At 52.8% G+C, this 19,322-nt stretch carries 3 protein-coding genes and 2 pseudogenes; 3 read left to right on the top strand and 2 right to left on the bottom strand.

Going from position 1 to position 19,322, the window contains the following annotated elements; translation table 11 throughout:
• Positions 1–5 precede the first annotated feature (5 nt).
• The 3 genes from rsxG to nth are packed head-to-tail and all read left to right on the top strand — an operon-like array spanning position 6 to position 1,987.
• Positions 6–632: an electron transport complex subunit RsxG gene (gene rsxG / locus Xbud_RS06365; protein WP_099135270.1), complete on the top strand. Its 627-nt coding sequence runs from the start codon at positions 6–8 to the stop codon at positions 630–632.
• On the top strand, positions 633–1,340 hold the full coding sequence (locus Xbud_RS06360; RefSeq protein ID WP_099135269.1) for an electron transport complex subunit E: 708 nt from the start codon (positions 633–635) through the stop codon (positions 1,338–1,340).
• Positions 1,341–1,354: 14 nt separating this feature from the next.
• Positions 1,355–1,987 (top strand): endonuclease III, encoded by a 633-nt coding sequence (gene nth / locus Xbud_RS06355; RefSeq protein WP_099135268.1) that lies wholly within the window; start codon positions 1,355–1,357, stop codon positions 1,985–1,987.
• 139 nt (positions 1,988–2,126) lie between these two features.
• Here nth and Xbud_RS21595 read toward each other — a convergent pair.
• Positions 2,127–3,443 (bottom strand): annotated as a pseudogene (locus Xbud_RS21595) (condensation domain-containing protein); the annotation flags it as partial.
• Between the two features lie 69 nt (positions 3,444–3,512).
• Positions 3,513–18,320 (bottom strand): annotated as a pseudogene (locus tag Xbud_RS06350) (amino acid adenylation domain-containing protein); the annotation flags it as partial.
• Positions 18,321–19,322 lie beyond the last annotated feature (1,002 nt).

Below are 19,322 nucleotides of genomic sequence, written 5' to 3'. Positions count from 1 at the left end.
CTGCCATGTTAGAAACTATGCGACGTCACGGTATTACCCTCGCAATTTTTGCCGCTTGTACCACCGGGTTAACGGCAATTGTTTATTCATTGACAAAAGACCGGATTGCAGAACAAGCAGCGTTACAGCATAAGGTATTATTGGATCAGGTTGTTCCTCCCACGCTGTATGACAACGATATGCTAAGTGAATGTTATCTGGTAACCGCAGATGCTTTAGGTAATCAACAATCCCATCGTCTCTATCTGGCACGTAAAAACGGTACTCCGGTTGCTGCTGCAATAGAAAGCACTGCACCTGATGGCTATTCAGGAGCTATTCAACTACTGGTAGGCGCAGATTTTTCTGGCAAAGTACTTGGTGTGCGTGTTACCGAACATCATGAAACTCCGGGGTTAGGAGATAAAATTGATACCCGTATATCCGATTGGATCTATGCTTTTTCTGGCAAGAAAATCGCTTCCAATAATGATACTCATTGGGCGGTTAAAAAAGATGGCGGGGAATTTGATCAGTTTACGGGAGCAACCATCACTCCTCGTGCTATTGTCAATGCCGTTAAACGGACAACTCTCTATATGGAAACCATTCCGGCACAACTTTCTTCATTACCCACATGTGGAGCAAAATAAATGAGTGAAACCAAAAACCTATTTCTTCAGGGGTTATGGAAAAACAACTCCGCATTAGTACAACTTTTGGGGCTTTGTCCCCTTTTGGCGGTTTCTTCTACTGCTACTAACGCACTGGGACTGGGATTGGCAACGACACTGGTTCTGTTGAGCACCAACATCGCCGTATCAGCTTTACGCCGTTGGGTTCCTCATGAGATCCGTATCCCTATTTATGTGATGATCATTGCATCTGTTGTCAGTGCCGTTCAGATGTTAATCAATGCTTTTGCATTCGGATTATATGAATCATTGGGGATCTTTATCCCGCTAATTGTGACTAACTGTATTGTTATCGGACGTGCAGAAGCCTACGCATCAAAAAACTCAATCTATCACTCCGCGCTTGATGGTATTGCAATGGGGCTTGGGGCAACATTTGCCCTGTTCGTACTTGGCGCCATACGTGAAATTCTGGGTAATGGCACACTTTTCGACGGTGCAGATCTATTATTAGGCAGTTGGGCTAAATCATTACGTATTGAAATTGTGCATATGGATTCCCCATTCCTGCTAGCCATTTTACCACCAGGTGCATTTATTGGATTAGGTTTGATGCTGGCCGGGAAATATATCATTGATGAGCGAATTAAAAGCCGTACAGATGCTAAAACGCGTCGCTATGACAACATAGAAAAAGGCTGTGGCAGCCATATCACAAGAGGATAAAGGCGTAATCAGATATGAATAAACAAAAACGGGTCGAAATTTTAACCCGCTTACGGGATAACAACCCTAATCCAACGACTGAACTGGTTTTCAATTCACCATTTGAACTGCTGATTTCAGTATTGCTGTCAGCACAAGCAACGGACGTCAGCGTCAATAAAGCAACTGCAAGACTTTATCCGGTTGCCAACACGCCACAGGACATCCTTGATTTGGGCGTTGATAGCTTAAAAGAGTATATAAAGACTATCGGGTTATATAACACCAAAGCCGAAAACGTAATTAAAACCTGCCGGATCCTGCTGGAAAAGCATCAAGGCGAAGTACCGGAAAATCGCATAGCGCTTGAAGCATTACCGGGCGTCGGTCGTAAGACGGCCAATGTTGTTCTGAACACGGCCTTTGGCTGGCCGACGATAGCTGTCGATACCCATATTTTCCGTGTCAGCAATCGGACTCAATTTGCTCCGGGAAAAAATGTCGATGAAGTCGAAAAGAAGCTATTGCAAGTTGTACCTGATGAATTCAAAGTAGATTGCCACCATTGGCTGATTTTACACGGTCGTTATACCTGTATTGCCCGTAAACCACGCTGTGGATCTTGTATTATTGAAGATCTGTGCGAATATGCGGATAAAACAGAGTAATACATCTCTTCTATTAGCTCCCGCCTAATCTGGCGGGAGCTAACCCTAATTTACAGAGAAACAACAATATTAAAGAGGCATCTCAAAAATCCGGTATAAATAATCGATACCGGATTTTTATAGTAAGGTGAAATTAATACTATTGCTCTGCTGATATCAGAATATCAATTTCCCTGATCCGCTGTTGGGGGTTATCTACCATGGTTTGCAGCACAGTAAGCAAATAGTCAATGTGCCGCTCTATGGTCGATTGATCAAACAGGGCGGTGGCATAACTTACCGCCCCAGCAACTATGCCATTCTCTTCAAAAAACTCTATTTCGAGATCATAGTTGGTAATATTTAAATCATGAGCAATTGATGACACTGTCAGCCCCGGCAATGTCCAGTCGGAATCTTCATAATCCTGCCAGGCAAATACGGCCTGACACAACGGAATATGGTCTAGCTGGCGTGACGGTTGTACAATTTCCATCATCTGTTCAAACGGCAAATCCTGATGCGCCTGTGCCGCTAACGTGGTTTGCCGGACTTGTGCCAGCAACTCCGCTACCGTCAACTCACCCGAAACTCTTGTGCGTAACGACAGTGTATTCACGAAGAATCCAATTAATGGCTCCACTTCCTGACGACTACGGCCAGAACTGTGGGTTCCAACAATAATATCCTCCTGACCGGACAAACGCGATAAGACCACCGTCCAGGCAGACAATAATGTCATAAATAACGTGACATTGTGCTGCGCACTCAGGCGTTTCAGAGCGGTTATTAATTCCACATCCAAATTGATGGGTAAAATCTGCCCGACAAACGACTGCTCCAACGGGCGTGGCCGGTCTGTCGGCAAATTCAGCAGAGCCGGTGCATCAGCCAACGTCGTGCGCCAATAGTCAACTTGCGCCTGCATATGTTCAGAGGAAAACCACTGCCGCTGCCAGGCTGCATAATCAGGGTACTGGATCGCCAGCACGGGTAAAGGATCCGGTTGCCCGGACAGAAAAGCCGTATAGAGAGAGTTCAGTTCATCTATCAGTACCTTCACTGACCAGCCATCGGAAATAATATGGTGCTGGGTCAGTAAAAACTGATAGTCGTCATCCGCCAGCCGGATAAGCATCGTCCGAACAAGCGGCCCTTGGCTGAGATCGAATGACTCATACACCTCCTCAGTACGCAGTCGTTTTAACTCTGTTTCGGCATCCGGGCACCCGCGCAGGTCATGATAAACCAACGGCAGTCCACGGTCTGCCACCAGCAGGCGGACCTGAGGCTGACCGTCAACAGAAACAAAGACCGAGCGCAGGGCTTCATGACGGGCAAATAACACATCCAGTGCCTGCTGCCAGGCTGCGATATCCAGTTGCCCACGCAAATGTAACACGAGCGGCATATTATAGTGTTCACTGGCACCCCTAAATTGCGTCAGAAGCCACATGCGCTCTTGAACGAATGACAGTGGCAGTCCCCCCTCACGGGAGACAGGCAGGATAGGAGGCAATGTGATTTGTTGATCAAACCGAATATGGAGTTTTTCAGCCAGGGCCGCCAAAGAAGGGGAGCTAAACAGTTCACTCAGTGGCAACTCTCCCCCTAAAACTGCTATCCGGTTCATTACCTGCATCGCCAGCAATGAATGACCGCCCAGGGCAAAGAAATTATCATGCCGGCTGATCTGTTCAATCCCTAAGACTTCCCGCCAAATCGCCGCCAATGCGATTTCCATTTCTCCGTGTGGGGCTTCATAAATCTGCCGGGCAAAGGCTTCTCCATCCGGGGCCGGCAGCGCCCGGCGATCCAGTTTACCATTCGGGGTTTGTGGGAAGCTGTCCAGACACACAAAGGCCGCCGGCACCATATAATCCGGTAAAATTGCACTCAGGTGAGTACGCAGGTTGTTGACCAACGCTTCATCTGCTGCCGCGACGATATAGGCCACCAACCGTTTACCCTGCCCGTCATCTAATGCCAACACAACCGCCTCCTGCACCGCCGGGTGTTCCAGCAAGCGGGTTTCAATTTCCCCCGGTTCTATACGGAAACCACGAATTTTCACCTGCTGGTCATTACGGCCAAAGAATTCCAGACTACCGTTCGGCAGGTAACGAGCCATATCCCCGGTACGGTACATCCGGGCACCCAAGACAGGGCTAAAGGGGTCAGGAATAAAACGTTCTTCACTTAAAATGGGTTGGTTCAGATAACCTCGTGCCACCCCCACGCCACCAATATAGATTTCCCCCACACTGCCTAACGGCACCGGTTGCCCGTGGCTGTCCAGCAGATAAATGCGGGTATTGCTGAGCGGCCGACCGATGGAACGGTCATCCTCAGGGGAGACAACGGTCTGACAGGTGGCGGTGACGGTATTTTCTGTCGGACCGTAGGCGTTTAATAACCGGGGACGGTGACCGCCCTGGGCAAACCAGTCCTGAAGGGCTTTTTTCTGCACGGCCTCGCTACCAATAATCATCAGTCTGAGCGCGTCAGGCAGCGCTAACCCTTTGTCTCTGCCCGCCAGTTCAGACCAGAATAACGTGGGCAGGAACAGCACCGTGATACGGTTTTCGCCGGTTAAGGTAATAAATTCCGGTATGGACGCCAGCCAGCTATCATCACGAATAACCAGCGTGGCTCCGTTACAGAGTGACGAGAAACATTCCTCGACGGCAACATCAAAGGCAAACGCCGCAAACTGCAATACTCGATCTTGTGCCGTCACGCCATACCGTTCATTCACCCCTAGCGTACGTTGATAAATCGCCTGATGTTCCACCATCACCCCTTTCGGCGTGCCAGTCGAGCCGGAGGTGTAAATCACATAGGCCAGATGCTGGGGTGTTAACGTTGAAACCTGTGGGTTACTGTCCGGTTGATCTGGCGGCATCGTCGGGTCCAGTACCGTCAGCCCGGCCAATACCTTGTCACTCAGTGCGGCCTGCCCGGTTCGGTCTGCCACTACCACGGATGGGGCACTGTCACTCAGGATATAAGTCAGACGCTCTGCCGGATAGGTTGTGTCGAGTGGCACATAGGCCCCCCCCGCTTTCAGGACGGCCAAGAGGGACACCACCATGGCCGGTGAGCGGGCCACGCAAATGGCGACCCGTTGCTCCGGCCCGACCCCTGACTCAATCAACTGATGCGCCAGCCGGTTAGCCCGGGCATTTAATTCTGCGTAACTGAGCGTTTGTCCCTGATATTCCAGCGCTATGGCCTGCGGGGTGTTTTGTACCTGCTGTTCAAACCATTGATGAATACATAACGCCGCAGGAGGATAAGGGGTCTCCGTTGTGTTCCAGGTGGTTAATAATAAGGTACGCTCCGCTTGCGGCAGGATGTCCAATTCCCGCACAGGCATAGCCGGGGTGTGCTCCAGTGCGTCCACCAGACTTTCCAGCGCCTGCTGCATATAGCCGCATATCCGCTCCGGCTCAAACGGCAGCACCACACTTGCCGTCAATCCCAACGCGTCACCAAAATCTTCCACCGACAACCCAAAGGGGTAGTTGGTTCCTTCCTCTCCGTCTAAAAATTCAATGCCTGCCAATGGTTCATCCGACGGCGCTGAGAGCGTATTGTGCCGATAATTTAACAGAGCACTAAAGAGCGGAGTGCCACGTTCAACCCCGCTACACTGTTGGGCCAGCGCCAGTGACGCATGCTCATGGGTTAATAATCCCGCCAGCCGGCGATGAGCGGTTTGTACGCTGTCCTGTACCGGGGTGTCATCCATATCTAACCGCAACGGTAAAGTATTAATAAACAGGCCCATGCCATTGCCTGCCCCTTCTCCCGCAGCCATGCGTCCAAACAGTACGGTGCCGAATACCACTTTTTCCTGTCCACTGCTGCGCGCCAACACCTGTGCCCAGGCCAGATGACACAAAGCCGCCAGACTCACTCCTTGCTGCCGGGCCTGATGGCGCAAACGGTCATTCAGTTCCGGTGTCAGTAGCTGGTAAAATTCTCTTTCCTGCGATCCATCAAGATGGACGTCCGCCAGCCCGAATGGCAAGGTTGGCTCCGCCACGTCCGCTAACATTTCAGTAAAGAAACGGGTATGGGCTGCCTGACTCACCCCCAACCGGACCTGCGCCACCAGATTACGGAACGGCACCGGCGCAGGCAGGCTTGCCTCTTGCCCTGTCAGGCAGGCCTGCACTTCACGGTGCATTACTTCCACCGTTTCATGGTCGCCAATCATATGATGATGTAATTCCAGTAAGAACCAGCGGCCATCGGTTTCCTGTGCCACCACAAAGTGCAGTAACGGCGCCTGACCCAGGTCAAGACGATAATGACTGCGATCAAAACGTCGGCTTAACTGGTCGATGACTGGGCCGTCAGCCGGATCCAGCGTCAGCTCTGTTACGGATAAGGAGGCATGACGCCAGACAACCTGCACTGGCACTGATATCCCTTGCCAGATAAAGGCAGTACGTAAAATATCGTGCCGGTCGACTATCCGTTGCATTGCTGCCAGATAACGATCCAGCAAAGACCGGTCAGCAAACGCCATCTGACCACTTAACAGATACGTATCTCCTTCCCGTACCAGCAAATGGTGGAACAAAATCCCGTCCTGCAACGGCGATAAGGCGTAGATATCCTGAATATTTTCTACCCCCCCCGGCACCTGTCTGACAATATGGTCAATATCTGCCTGGGTTAAATCCACCAGCGGTAACATCGCCGGGGTCAGTTGCTGTGTTGCGGGAGTAATCACGTTGGGCGGGATTTCGATGGTCTGATGCTGCCCCAACATTTTCGCCAGATCGGACAACACCGGCGACCGGAACAACTCCCGTGCCATCAGGGCCAACCCCTGCTGACGCAGGCGCTCAATCATGCGCACGGCAAGCAGGGAGTGACCGCCCAACGCAAAGAAACTGTCATGGCGGCTGATCGACTCAATGCCCAGTAATTCCCCCCAAATCGCTGCCAGCGTCATTTCGGTTGCCCCCTGTGGGGCTTCATACGCCTGCCGGGCAAAGGCTTCTCCGTCCGGGGCCGGCAGCGCCCGGCGATCCAGCTTACCATTCGGGGTCTGCGGGAAACTGTCCAGCCGCACAAACGCGGCCGGCACCATATAATCCGGCAAAACAACACTTAGATGGGTACGCAGATTGTTAACCAGCGTTTCATCTGCTTCTGCTACCCCAGTTTCCGCCACGACATAGGCCACCAGCCGTTTACCTTGTCCGTCATCCCGTGCCAGCACGACCGCCTCCTGCACCGCCGGGTATTCCAGCAAGCGGGTTTCAATTTCTCCCGGTTCAATCCGGAAACCGCGAATTTTCACCTGCTGATCATTACGGCCCAGAAACTCCAGGTTACCGTCCGGCAGATAACGAGCCATATCCCCGGTACGGTACATCCGGGCATCCGATACCTGACTAAAGGGATCGGAAATAAAACGTTCTTCACTTAAGATCGGCTGGTTCAGATACCCCCGCGCCACCCCAACGCCACCAATATAGATTTCCCCCACACCACCTAACGGCACCGGTTGCCCGTGGCTGTCCAGCAGGTAAATGCGGGTATTTTTAAGTGGCCGACCGATAACACGGTCATCGTTTGGGGAGAAAACTTCTTGACAGGTAGCCGTAACGGTATTTTCTGTCGGGCCATAGGCGTTTAATAACCGGGGACGGTGGCCGGCCTGGGCAAACCAGTCCTGAAGGGCTTTTTTCTGGACGGCCTCACTGCCAATAATCATCAGTCTGAGCGCGTCAGGCAGCGCTAACCCTTTATCTCTGCCCGCCAATTCAGACCAGAATAACGTGGGCAGGAGCAGCACCGTGATACGGTTTTCCCGGGCTAAAGCAATAAATTCTGATATAGAAGCCAGCCAGCTATCATCGCGGATCACCAGCGTGGCTCCGTTACAGAGTGACGAGAAACATTCCTCGACGGCGACATCAAAGGCAAACGCCGCAAACTGCAATACCCGATCCTGTGCCGTCACGCCATACCGTTCATTCACCCCCAGCGTACGCTGATAAATCGCCTGATGTTCCACCATCACCCCTTTCGGCGTGCCGGTCGAGCCGGAGGTGTAAATCACGTAGGCCAGATGCTGTGGCGTTAACATCGAAACCTGTGGGTTACTGTCCGGTTGAACCAGCGGCACCGTCGGGTCCAGTACCGTCAGCCCGGCCAATACCTTGTCACTCAGTGCGGCCTGCCCGGTTCGGTCTGCCACTACCACGGATGGGGCACTGTCACTCAGGATATAAGTCAGACGCTCTGCCGGATAGGTTGTGTCGAGTGGCACATAGGCGCCACCGGCTTTCAGTACCGCCAACAATGACACCACCATGATCGGTGAGCGTGCCACGCAAATGGCGACCCGTTGATCCGGTTCAACACCCAATGCAATCAACTGATGGGCCAGTCGGTTAGCCCGGGCATTTAATTCTGCGTAACTGAGGGTTTGTCCCTGATATTCCAGCGCTATGGCCTCTGGCGTTTTCTCTGCCTGCTGTTCAAACCATTGATGAATACACAACGCCGCAGGATAAGGGGTCTCCGTCCTGTTCCAGGTGGTTAATAATAAGGTACGCTCTGCTTCCGGCAGAATGTCCAATGCCCGCACTGGCATAGCCGGGGTGTGCTCCAGTGCGTCCACCAGACTTTCCAGTGCCTGCTGCATATAGCCCCATATTCGCTCTGGCTCAAATGGCGGCACCACACTTGCCGTCAATCCCAGCGCGTTACCAAAATCTTCCACCGACAACCCAAAGGGGTAGTTGGTGCGTTCCTTTCCATCTAAAAATTCAATGCCTTCAAATGGTTCATCCGACGACGCTGAGAGACTATTGTGTCGGTAATTGAGCAGGGCGCTAAAGAGCGGCGTACCGCGTTCAATCCCGCTACACTGTTGCGCCAGCGCCAATGACGCATGCTCATGGACTAATAATCCTGCCAGCCGGCGATGGGCGGCCTGTACGCTGTCTTGTACCGGGGTGTCATCAATATCCAGCCGTAACGGCAGAGTATTAATAAACAAACCCATTCCCCCCTCTGTCCCTTCGCCGCCGGTCATCCGCCCAAACAACACGGTGCCGAATACCACTTTTTCCTGTCCACTGCTGCGCGCCAACACCTGTGCCCAGGCCAGATGACACAAAGCCGCCAGACTCACTCCTTGCTGCCGGGCCTGATGGCGCAAACGGTCATTCAGTTCCGGTGTCAGTAGCTGGAAAAATTCTCTTTCCTGCGATCCATCCAGATGGACATCCGCCAGCCCGAAAGGCAGCGTCGGCTCCGCCACTTCCGCCAGCATGTCGGTAAAGAAACGGGTGTGGGCTGCCTGACTCACGCCCAACCGGACCTGCGCCACCAGATTGCGGAACGGTACTGGTACAGGCAGGCTTGCCTCTTTCCCTGCCAGGCAGGCCTGCACTTCACGGTGCATCACTTCCAGCGTTTCATGGTCGCCAATCAGGTGATGGTGCAATTCCAGCAAGAACCAACGGCCATCGGTTTCCTGCGCCACCACAAAGTGCAGTAACGGCGCCTGACCCAGGTCAAGACGATAATGACGCGGATCAAAACGGCGGCTTAACTGGTCAATGACCGGGCCATCAGCCGGATCCAGCGTTAGCTCGGTCACTGACAAGGGGGCATGACGCCAGACCACCTGTACCGGCACCGATATCCCTTGCCAGACAAAGGCGGTACGTAAAATATCGTGCCGGTCGACTATCCGTTGCATCGTTGCCAGATAACGATCCAGCAACGCACGGTCAGCAAACGCCATCTGACCACTCAACAGATACGTATCCCCTTCCTGTGCCAATAAATGGTGGAACAAAATACCGTCCTGCAATGGCGATAAGGCGTAAATATCCTGAATATTTTCTACTCCACCCGGCACTTGTTCAATAATATGGTCAATATCTGCCTGGGTTAAATCCACCAACGGCAACATCGCCGGGGTCAGTTGCTGTGTCGCGGGGGTAATAACATTGGGTGGGACTTCAATAACTCGATGCTGTCCCAACATTTTCGCCAGATCGGATAATACGGGCGACCGGAACAAATCCCGTACCGTCAGTGCTACCCCCTGCTGACGCAGGCGTTCAACCATGCGTACGGCAAGCAGAGAGTGACCGCCCAACGCAAAGAAACTGTCATGGCGGCTGATCGACTCAATGCCCAGTAATTCCCCCCAAATCGCTGCCAGCGTCATTTCGGTTGCCCCCTGCGGGGCTTCATACGCCTGCCGGGCAAAGGCTTCTCCGTCCGGGGCCGGCAGGGCCCGGCGATCCAGCTTACCATTCGGGGTCTGCGGGAAACTGTCCAGCCGCACAAACGCGGCCGGCACCATATAATCCGGCAAAACAACACTTAGATGGGTACGCAGATTGTTAACCAACGTTTCATCTGCTTCTGCTACCCTAGTTTTCGCCACGACATAGGCTACCAGCCGTTTATCCTGCCCGTCCTCCCGGGCCAGTACCGCCGCCTCACGCACCGCAGGGTGTTCCAGCAAGCGGGTTTCAATTTCCCCCAATTCGACACGGAAGCCGCGGATTTTTACCTGCTGGTCATTGCGGCCGAGGAATTCCAGACTGCCGTCTGGCCGGTAACGGGCCATATCCCCGGTACGGTACATCCGGGCATCCGATACCGGACTAAAGGGATCGGAAATAAAACGTTCTTCACTTAAGATCGGCTGGTTCAGATACCCCCGCGCCACCCCCACGCCACCGATATAGATTTCCCCCACACTGCCTAACGGCACCGGTTGACCGTGGCTGTCCAGCAGGTAAATACGGGTATTGCTGAGCGGCCGGCCGATGGAACGGTCATCCTCAGGGGAGACAACGGTCTGGCAGGTGGCGGTGACGGTATTTTCCGTTGGGCCATAAGCATTTAATAACCGGGGACGGTGACCGCCCTGGGCAAACCAGTCCTGAAGGGCTTTTTTCTGTACAGCTTCACTGCCGATGATAACCAGCCGGAGCGCGTCCGGCAGCACTAATCCCGGCTCTCTGGCAGCCAGTTCAGACCAGAATAATGTTGGCAGGAACAGCACCGTAATACGGTTTTCGCGGGTTAAGGTAATAAATTCTGCCATGGAGGCCAGCCAGCTATCATCACGGATCACCAGCGTGGCGCCATAACATAATGAGGAGAAACATTCCTCGACAGCGACATCAAAGGCAAACGCCGCAAACTGCAATACCCGGTCCTGCGCCGTCACACCATACCGTTCATTAACACCCAGCGTACGGTGATAAATCGCCTGATGTTCCACCATCACCCCTTTCGGCGTGCCGGTCGAGCCGGAGGTGTAAATCACGTAGGCCAGATGCTGGGGTGTTAACGTTGAAACCTGTGGGTTACTGTCCGGTTGATCCGGCGGCATCGTCGGGTCCAGTACGGTTAATTCAGCCAGTACCTCGTCACCCAATATGGCCTGTCCAGTGTTATCCGCTAAGATGACGGATGGAACGCTGTCGTTGAGGATATAGGCCAGCCGCTCTGCCGGATAAGTGATATCCAACGGCACATAAGCGCCCCCCGCTTTCAGGACCGCCAACAATGACACCACCATGGCCGGTGAGCGTGTCACACAAATGGCGACCCGTTGATCCGGTTCAACACCCAATGCAATCAACTGATGGGCCAGTCGGTTAGCCCGGGCATTTAATTCTGCGTAACTGAGCGTTTGTCCCTGATACTCCAGTGCCATGGCCTCCGGGTTTTTCTCTGCCTGCTGCTCAAATAACTGATGAATACACAAGGCGTCAGGATAAGGGGTTTCCGTGGCGTTCCAAGTTTTCAGCAACAACTGGCGCTCTGCCGATGTCAGGATATCAATGTCCCCGATCCGCCGTTGGGCGTTAGCCACCATGGCTTGCAATACCGTATGCAAATAGTCAATGTGTCGTTCCATGGTCGTTTGATCAAACAGGGCGGTGGCATAACTTAACTCACCGGCAATCTTGTCATTCTCTTCAAACAGCCCCAGTTCGAGATCAAATTTGACAATCTCAACATCTTGATCAGCCGGTGACACGGTCAGCCCCGGCAATGTCCAGTCGGTATGTTCATTGTTCTCCCAAGAGAACATGACCTGAAACAGGGGCGTATGATCCAGCCGACGTGTCAGTTGTACGATTTCCACCACTTGCTCAAACGGTAAATCCTGATGCGCCTGTGCCCCTAACGCAGTTTCCCGGACCTGTGCCAGCAATTCCGCTACCGTCAACTCACCCGAAACGCCCATGCGTAACGCCAGCGTATTGACAAAGAAGCCAATCAACGGTTCCACTTCCTGACGGTTACGGCCGGCACTGGGGGTGCCAATCATGATGTCCGTTTGGCCGGATAAACGCGATAAGACCACCGTCCAGGCGGATAACAGCGTCATAAATAAGGTGACACCGTGCTGCGCACTCAAGCGTTTCAATGCGCTCGTTAATTCCGCATCCAAATTGATGGGTAAAACGTGTCCAACAAACGACTGCTCAGACGGTCGTGGCCGGTCTGTCGGCAGATCCAGCAAAACAGGGGCGTCAGCCAACATAGTACGCCAATAATCAGACTGCACCTGAATACGATCAGCAGAAAGCCATTGACGCTGCCAGACCGCATAATCAGGATATTGAATTGCCAGCGGTGCTAAAGGATCCGGCTGTCCGTCCAGCAACGCTGTATAGAGTGTGCTTAGTTCCTGTATCAGCACATTAACTGACCAACCATCGGACACAATATGATGTTGGGTCAGCAAAAACTGATAGTCGTCATCCGCCAGCCGGATAAGCATTGCACGAATAAGCGGGCCACGGTTGAGCTCAAATGGCGCCGACATTTCTTCCGCGCACAGTCGTTCCAGTTCCACTTCGGCATCCGGGTGTCTACGCAGATCATGCTGAACCCATGACAACCCATGGTCCGCCGCCAGCAGGCGGATCTGAGGCTGACCATCAACGGAAACAAAGACCGAGCGCAGCGCTTCATGGCGGGCAAATAACGTATTCAGTGCCTGCTGCCAGACCACGATATCCAATTGACCACGCAAACGTAGCGCAATGGGAATATGATACGTTTCACTGACACCTTCAAACTGAGTCAGGAACCACAAACGCTGTTGCGCGAATGACAATGGCAGTATGCCCTCACGGGAGACGGGCATAATGGCCGACACTACATTATCTTGTTTATCAATCCGGGCCTGCACTGCCTCAGCCAGAGCCGCCAAAGAAGGCGTGCTAAACAGCACAGGCAGCGGCAATTCGATCCCCAACGCCGCTAGCCGATTCATTACTCGTACCGCCAGCAGTGAATGGCCACCCAGCGCAAAGAAATTATCATGCCGGCTGATCGATTCAATTCCTAAAACTTCCCGCCAAATCGCTGCCAACGCGTTTTCTGTTTCACCCTGCGGGGCTTCATAGGCTCGCCGGGCAAAGGCCTGATTGTCCGGTGCCGGCAGTGCCCGGCGATCCAGCTTACCGTTCGGCGTCAAGGGAAACGCATCCAGACGGACGAAAGCGGCCGGCACCATATAATCCGGCAACCGGGCACTCAGGTGGACACGCAGGCTGTTCGCCAGCCCTTCATCCGCTTCCACCGCCTTCGTTTCTGTTTCTACCGTTTCTGTTACCACATAGGCCACCAGCCGCCTATCCTGCCCTTCTCCCTGCGCCAACACTACCGATTCACGCACCACTGAGTGCTCAGCTAACCGGGCTTCAATTTCCCCCGGTTCAATGCGGAAACCGCGGATTTTCACCTGCTGATCATTACGGCCGAGAAATTCCAGATTACCGTCCGGCCGGTAACGGGCTAAGTCCCCGCTCCGGTACATCCGCGCATCCGGGCTATCACTGAACGGATCAACAAGGAAACGTTCAGCCGTTAATTCAGGCCGGTTCAGGTAACCCCGCGCCACCCCCACTCCGCCAATATACAGCTCACCCACAGCCCCCAGTGGCACGGGCTGACCATACTCATCCAGCAAATAAATCTGAGTATTCGCCGTTGGACGCCCGATAGGCACCCCGGTATCGGTATAGTCTGACGGACACGGCCAGACCGTGGCACACACCGTTATCTCGGTCGGGCCATAGGCATTGAACAGAGTGACCCGGCCACACAGCGCCTGGATTAACGCTGTACTGGGCGCTTCGCCCCCCAATATCAGGGTGGGTTTGACCGTTAATGCCGGTATATCCGCCCGGTCATGAAGCAGAGCCGGGGGCAGACAAGCATGTGTTATCGCCTGAGCTTCCAGGTAATGCCATAAAGCGGTCGGGTTCTGACGCACATGGCCGGCGGGAATAGCCAGCGCGGCACCGCTGCACAGTGCCATCATCATTTCCCAGACACTGGCATCAAAGCTCAATGAAGCAAACTGCAATACCCGGCTCTCCGCCCCAATCGCAAATTGCGTGATTTTCTCCTGAATCAGGTTGACTAACCCACGATGTTCAACCATCACCCCTTTCGGGGTGCCGGTCGAACCGGAGGTGTAAATCACGTACGCCAGATGGCGTGAAGTCAATACCAGTATCTGCGGATTACTATCCGGCTGGTTGAACGGGGTATTCGGGTCGAGCACGTTTCGTTCTGCCAATACATGCTCGCCCAATGCTGACCGGCCGAGACTGTCTGCCAGCACCACTGCCGGTGCCGTATCCCTCAGATTGTCAGCCAGACGCTCTCCCGGATAAGCCGGATCCAGCGGTACATAGGCTCCGCCCGCTTTTAAGACAGCCAACACCCCGACCACCATGGCCGGGGAGCGTGCCACACAAATGGCAACCCGTTGCTCCGGTTCAATGCCCAGAGCCATTAACTGATGCGCCAGCCGGTTAGCCCGGACATTTAATTCCGCATAACTGAGGGTCTGGTTTTCATAGACCAGTGCCGTGGCCTGCGGGGTTTTCGCCACCTGCTGTTCAAACCACTGGTGAATACACAAGGCCTCAGGGTAGGCAGTTTCCGTTGTATTCCAGGTGCTTAATAACAGTGTACGTTCTGCTTCCGGCAGGATGTTCAACTGCCGTACCGGGGTTTCCGGCGCCTGTTCCAGCGCGCCCACCAGACTTTCCAGCGCCTGCTGCATATAACCGCATATTCTCGTCGGCTCAAACGGCTGCACGACCTGCGCCGTCAACCCCAACGCGTCACCAAGATCTTCCACTGACAGTACAAAGGGGTAGTTGGTTCGTTCCTGTTCACCAACAAACTCAATCCCACTGACCAGTTCACCAGACATACCCAATAAGACATTGTGGCGGTAATTCAACAAAGCACTAAAGAGGGGTGTACCACGGTCAACGCCGCTACACTGCTGCGCCAGCGCCAGAGAAGCATGTTCATGGGCTAATAATCCCGCCAGCCGGCGATGGGCGGCCTGCACGCTGTCCCGTACCGGTATGTCATCCATATCCAGCCGTAACGGTAAGGTATTAATAAACAGCCCCATCCCACTCCCTGTTCCTTCGCCTCCGGTCATGCGTCCAAACAACACGGTGCCGAATACCACTTTTTCCTGTCCGCAGACCCGTGACAACACCTGAGCCCAAGCCAGATGACACAAAGCCGCCAGACTGACTCCCAACTGCCGGGCCTGACTGCGCAAGCGATTATTCAGCTCAGGCGTTAACATTTGGTGAGATTCCGTCACCTGTGAACCATCACGATGCACCTCTGTCAAACCAAACGGCAGCGTCGGCTCTTCCACCTCGGCTAACATTTCAGTAAAGAAAGCGGTATCGGCTTCCTGACTCATCCCCAACCAGGACTGAGCCACCAGATTGCGGAATGGCACCGGTACAGGCAGGCTTTCCTCTTGCCCTGTCAGGTACAACTGCACTTCACGGTGCATCATTTCCAGCGCTTCATGGTCACCAATCAGGTGATGGTGCAATTCCAGCAAGAACCAGCGGCCATCCGTTTCCTGCGCCACCACAAAATGCAGGAGCGGAGCCTGATCCAGATCAAGACGATAATGGCGCGGATCAAAACGCTGGCTTAACTGATCAATGACCGGGCCGTTAGCCGGCTCCAGCGTCAGCTCTGTGACGGATAAGGAGGCATGACGGCAGACCACCTGCGCCGGAACCGATATCCCTTGCCAGATAAAGGCGGTGCGTAAAATATCGTGCCGGTCGACTATCCGTTGCATCACTGCCAGATAACGATCCAATAAAGACCGATCAGCAAAAATCATCTGGACGGTCAACAGATACGGATCGCCTTCCTGAGCCAATAAATGGTGGAATAAAATACCGTCCTGCAATGGCGATAAGGCGTAGATATCCTGAATATTCGCTAGCCCACCCGGCACTTGTTCAACAATATGGTCAATATCTGCCTGGGTTAAATCCACCAACGGCAACATCGCTGGGGTCAGTTGCTGTGTTACAGGAGTAATCACATTGGGCGGGATTTCGATGGTCTGATGCTGTCCCAACATTTTCGCCAGATCGGATAACACGGGCGATCGGAATAAATCACTCGCCGCCAGCGCCAACCCCTGCTGACGCAGGTATTCAATCATGCGCATCGCGAGCAGGGAGTGACCACCCAATGCAAAAAAGCTGTCATGGCGGCTGATCGGCTCAATGCCCAATAACTCACCCCAGACTGTCGCCAGTATCGTTTCCTCTCTCCCTTGCGGGGCTTCATAAGCCTGTCGGACAAACGCTTCTTCGCCCGGTGCAGGTAATGCCCGGCGATCCAGTTTGCCGTTCGGAGTTTGCGGGAAGCTGTCCAGACGCATAAAGGCTGCCGGCATCATATAATCCGGCAAAAGAGCACTCAAATGAGTACGCAAGCTGTTTACCCACTCGTCATTTTCTTCCGCCATCACAGTTTCTGTCACGATATAAGCCACTAACCGCCTACTTTGCCCGTCATCCCGTGCCAGCACTGCTGCCTGATTCACTGCTGGATGCTCCAGCAAGCGGGTTTCAATTTCCCCCAATTCGACACGGAAGCCGCGGATTTTTACCTGCTGGTCATTACGGCCCAGAAACTCCAGGTTACCGTCCGGCAGGTAACGGGCCACATCCCCAGTACGATACATTCGGGCACCTGATACGGAGCTAAAGGGGTCGGGGATAAAACGTTCTTCACTTAAAATTGGCTGGTTCAGATACCCCCGCGCTACCCCCACCCCACCAATATAGATTTCCCCTGCACAGCCTAGCGGTACAGGTTGTCCGTTACTGTCCAATAAGTAAATGCGGGTATTTTTGAGTGGTCGGCCGATGGAACGATCATCGTCGGGGGAGAAAACTTCTTGACAGGTGGCGGTGACTGTATTTTCCGTCGGGCCATAAGCATTTAATAACCGGGGGCGGTGTCCCACTTGGGCAAACCAGTCCTGAAGGGCTTTTTTCTGCACGGCCTCGCTGCCAATAATGATCAGTCTGAGCGAGTCAGGCAGTGCTAATCCCGGCTCTCTGGCGGCCAGCTCAGACCAGAATAACGTGGGCAGCAACATCACCGTAATACGGTTTTCCCGGGCTAAGGCGATAAATTCTGTCATTGAATCCAGCCAGCTATTATCGCGGATCACCAGCGTGGCGCCATAACATAATGAGGAGAAACACTCCTCAACCGCGACATCAAAGGCAAACGCCGCAAACTGCAATACCCGATCCTGCGCCGTCACGCCATACCGTTCATTGACGCCCAGAGTACGTTGATAGATCGCCTGATGCTCTACCATCACCCCTTTTGGCGTGCCGGTCGAGCCGGAGGTGTAAATCACATAGGCCAGATGCTGTGGCGTTAACGTTGGAACCTGTGGATTACTGTCCGGTTGATCAGGCTGCATCGTCGGGTCAAGAACGGTCAACTCGGCCAGTACTTCATCACCTAATATGGACTGTCCGGTGTCATCCGCCAATATTACGGATGGGGCACTGTCGTTGAGGACATACGCCAGACGCTCTGCCGGGTAGGTGATATCCAGCGGTACATAAGCACCACCCGCTTTCAGTACCGCCAAGAGGGACACCACCATGGCCGGTGAGCGGGCCACACAAATGACGACCCGTTGTTCTGGTTCAATTCCCTGCTCAATCAATTGATGGGCCAGTCGGTTAGCGCGGGCGTTTAATTCGGTATAACTCAGTGTTTGCCCCTGATACTCCAGAGCCGTAGCCTGTGGGGTCTTTTGAACCTGTTGCTCAAACCACTGATGAATACACAAGGCTTCAGGATAAAGGGTTTCAGTCAGGTTCCAGGTTTCCAATAGCAATGTCCGTTCCGCCTCCGGCAACAAATTAAGCTGCCCGATAGGGATGTCATCACTTCTTTCTTTTGATATCAACAATGCCTGTAAGTGGTCATCCATGCGCGCAATCACTTCCGCACTCAGGCGATTTTCATCATAGATCCAACGGAAACCGCCCTGCTCATTTATCTGAAGTGTCAGCAATTCACCCGATGCTTTTTGATCACACTGTCTGTCATCCTGTATCACAGAAACCGCTATCGACCACGGATAGTGAGTGCTTAATTCAGGGATGGCGTACAATGAAGGTAAATGAGAAAGGCGGTCATAACTGAATGTCTGGTGTTGCGCTAGTCGGGCAAGTTCATCATCAACCGTGTCAGCTACCCCACACCACGGCTGATCCAATGCCACTGCAATGTCCATGGGCACCACTGAGGCCAGATTTGCCCGGTTATCGTTTAATGCCACCCCCCAGCCGATTTGGTATGTCGGCTGCTGAGTCAGACGCGCAAGATAGATAACAAATGCCTGCAACACTATTCGCCATGGCTCTTCTTGACCACTTTGGGGAGACGGGGACTGCCAACGGCTGATTGCCCAACGGGGTTCAGCAATCTTATGGGGAATGTCGAAAGGTAACTGGAGGGGTTGCAACGCGGTAATACGCTGATACCAAAATAGTTCACTGGGTGTGAGTGATTGAAGGGTATTTATTTCAGAAAACGCTTCACAGTTAAAACTATTTGCCACTGTAGCAATGTTATCTTTCATTTATTACCTCAACGAATCTGTTAGTTGTTTGAAAATGATCAATCTGTGGGATCATCAAAAATATTTTTTCTTACTTTTTTCATTTGACTGGAGAGCAATACAACTCATGCATAAAACATGGATCAAGATATTTAAACAGTACTTTTTATCAGGCTTTAAATACAATAGCCCGATGAATAGTGATAATGTTAACGTTATGAAATAATAATTAGTCAGATAAATTGGAATAGGACATTCTATTTTTATTAACTCCATTTACTATCCTCATAAATAGCAATAGAATCTCAGATTAAAAATACTTAAACCCTAATTTATTTTATAATCATTGGAGCCATTTTATTTCCCTAC

This window comes from Xenorhabdus budapestensis (genome assembly GCF_002632465.1).
Classification (GTDB): domain Bacteria; phylum Pseudomonadota; class Gammaproteobacteria; order Enterobacterales; family Enterobacteriaceae; genus Xenorhabdus; species Xenorhabdus budapestensis.
Note: the sequence above shows the minus strand (reverse complement) of the source record. Positions and strands in the feature narration are given on the sequence as shown.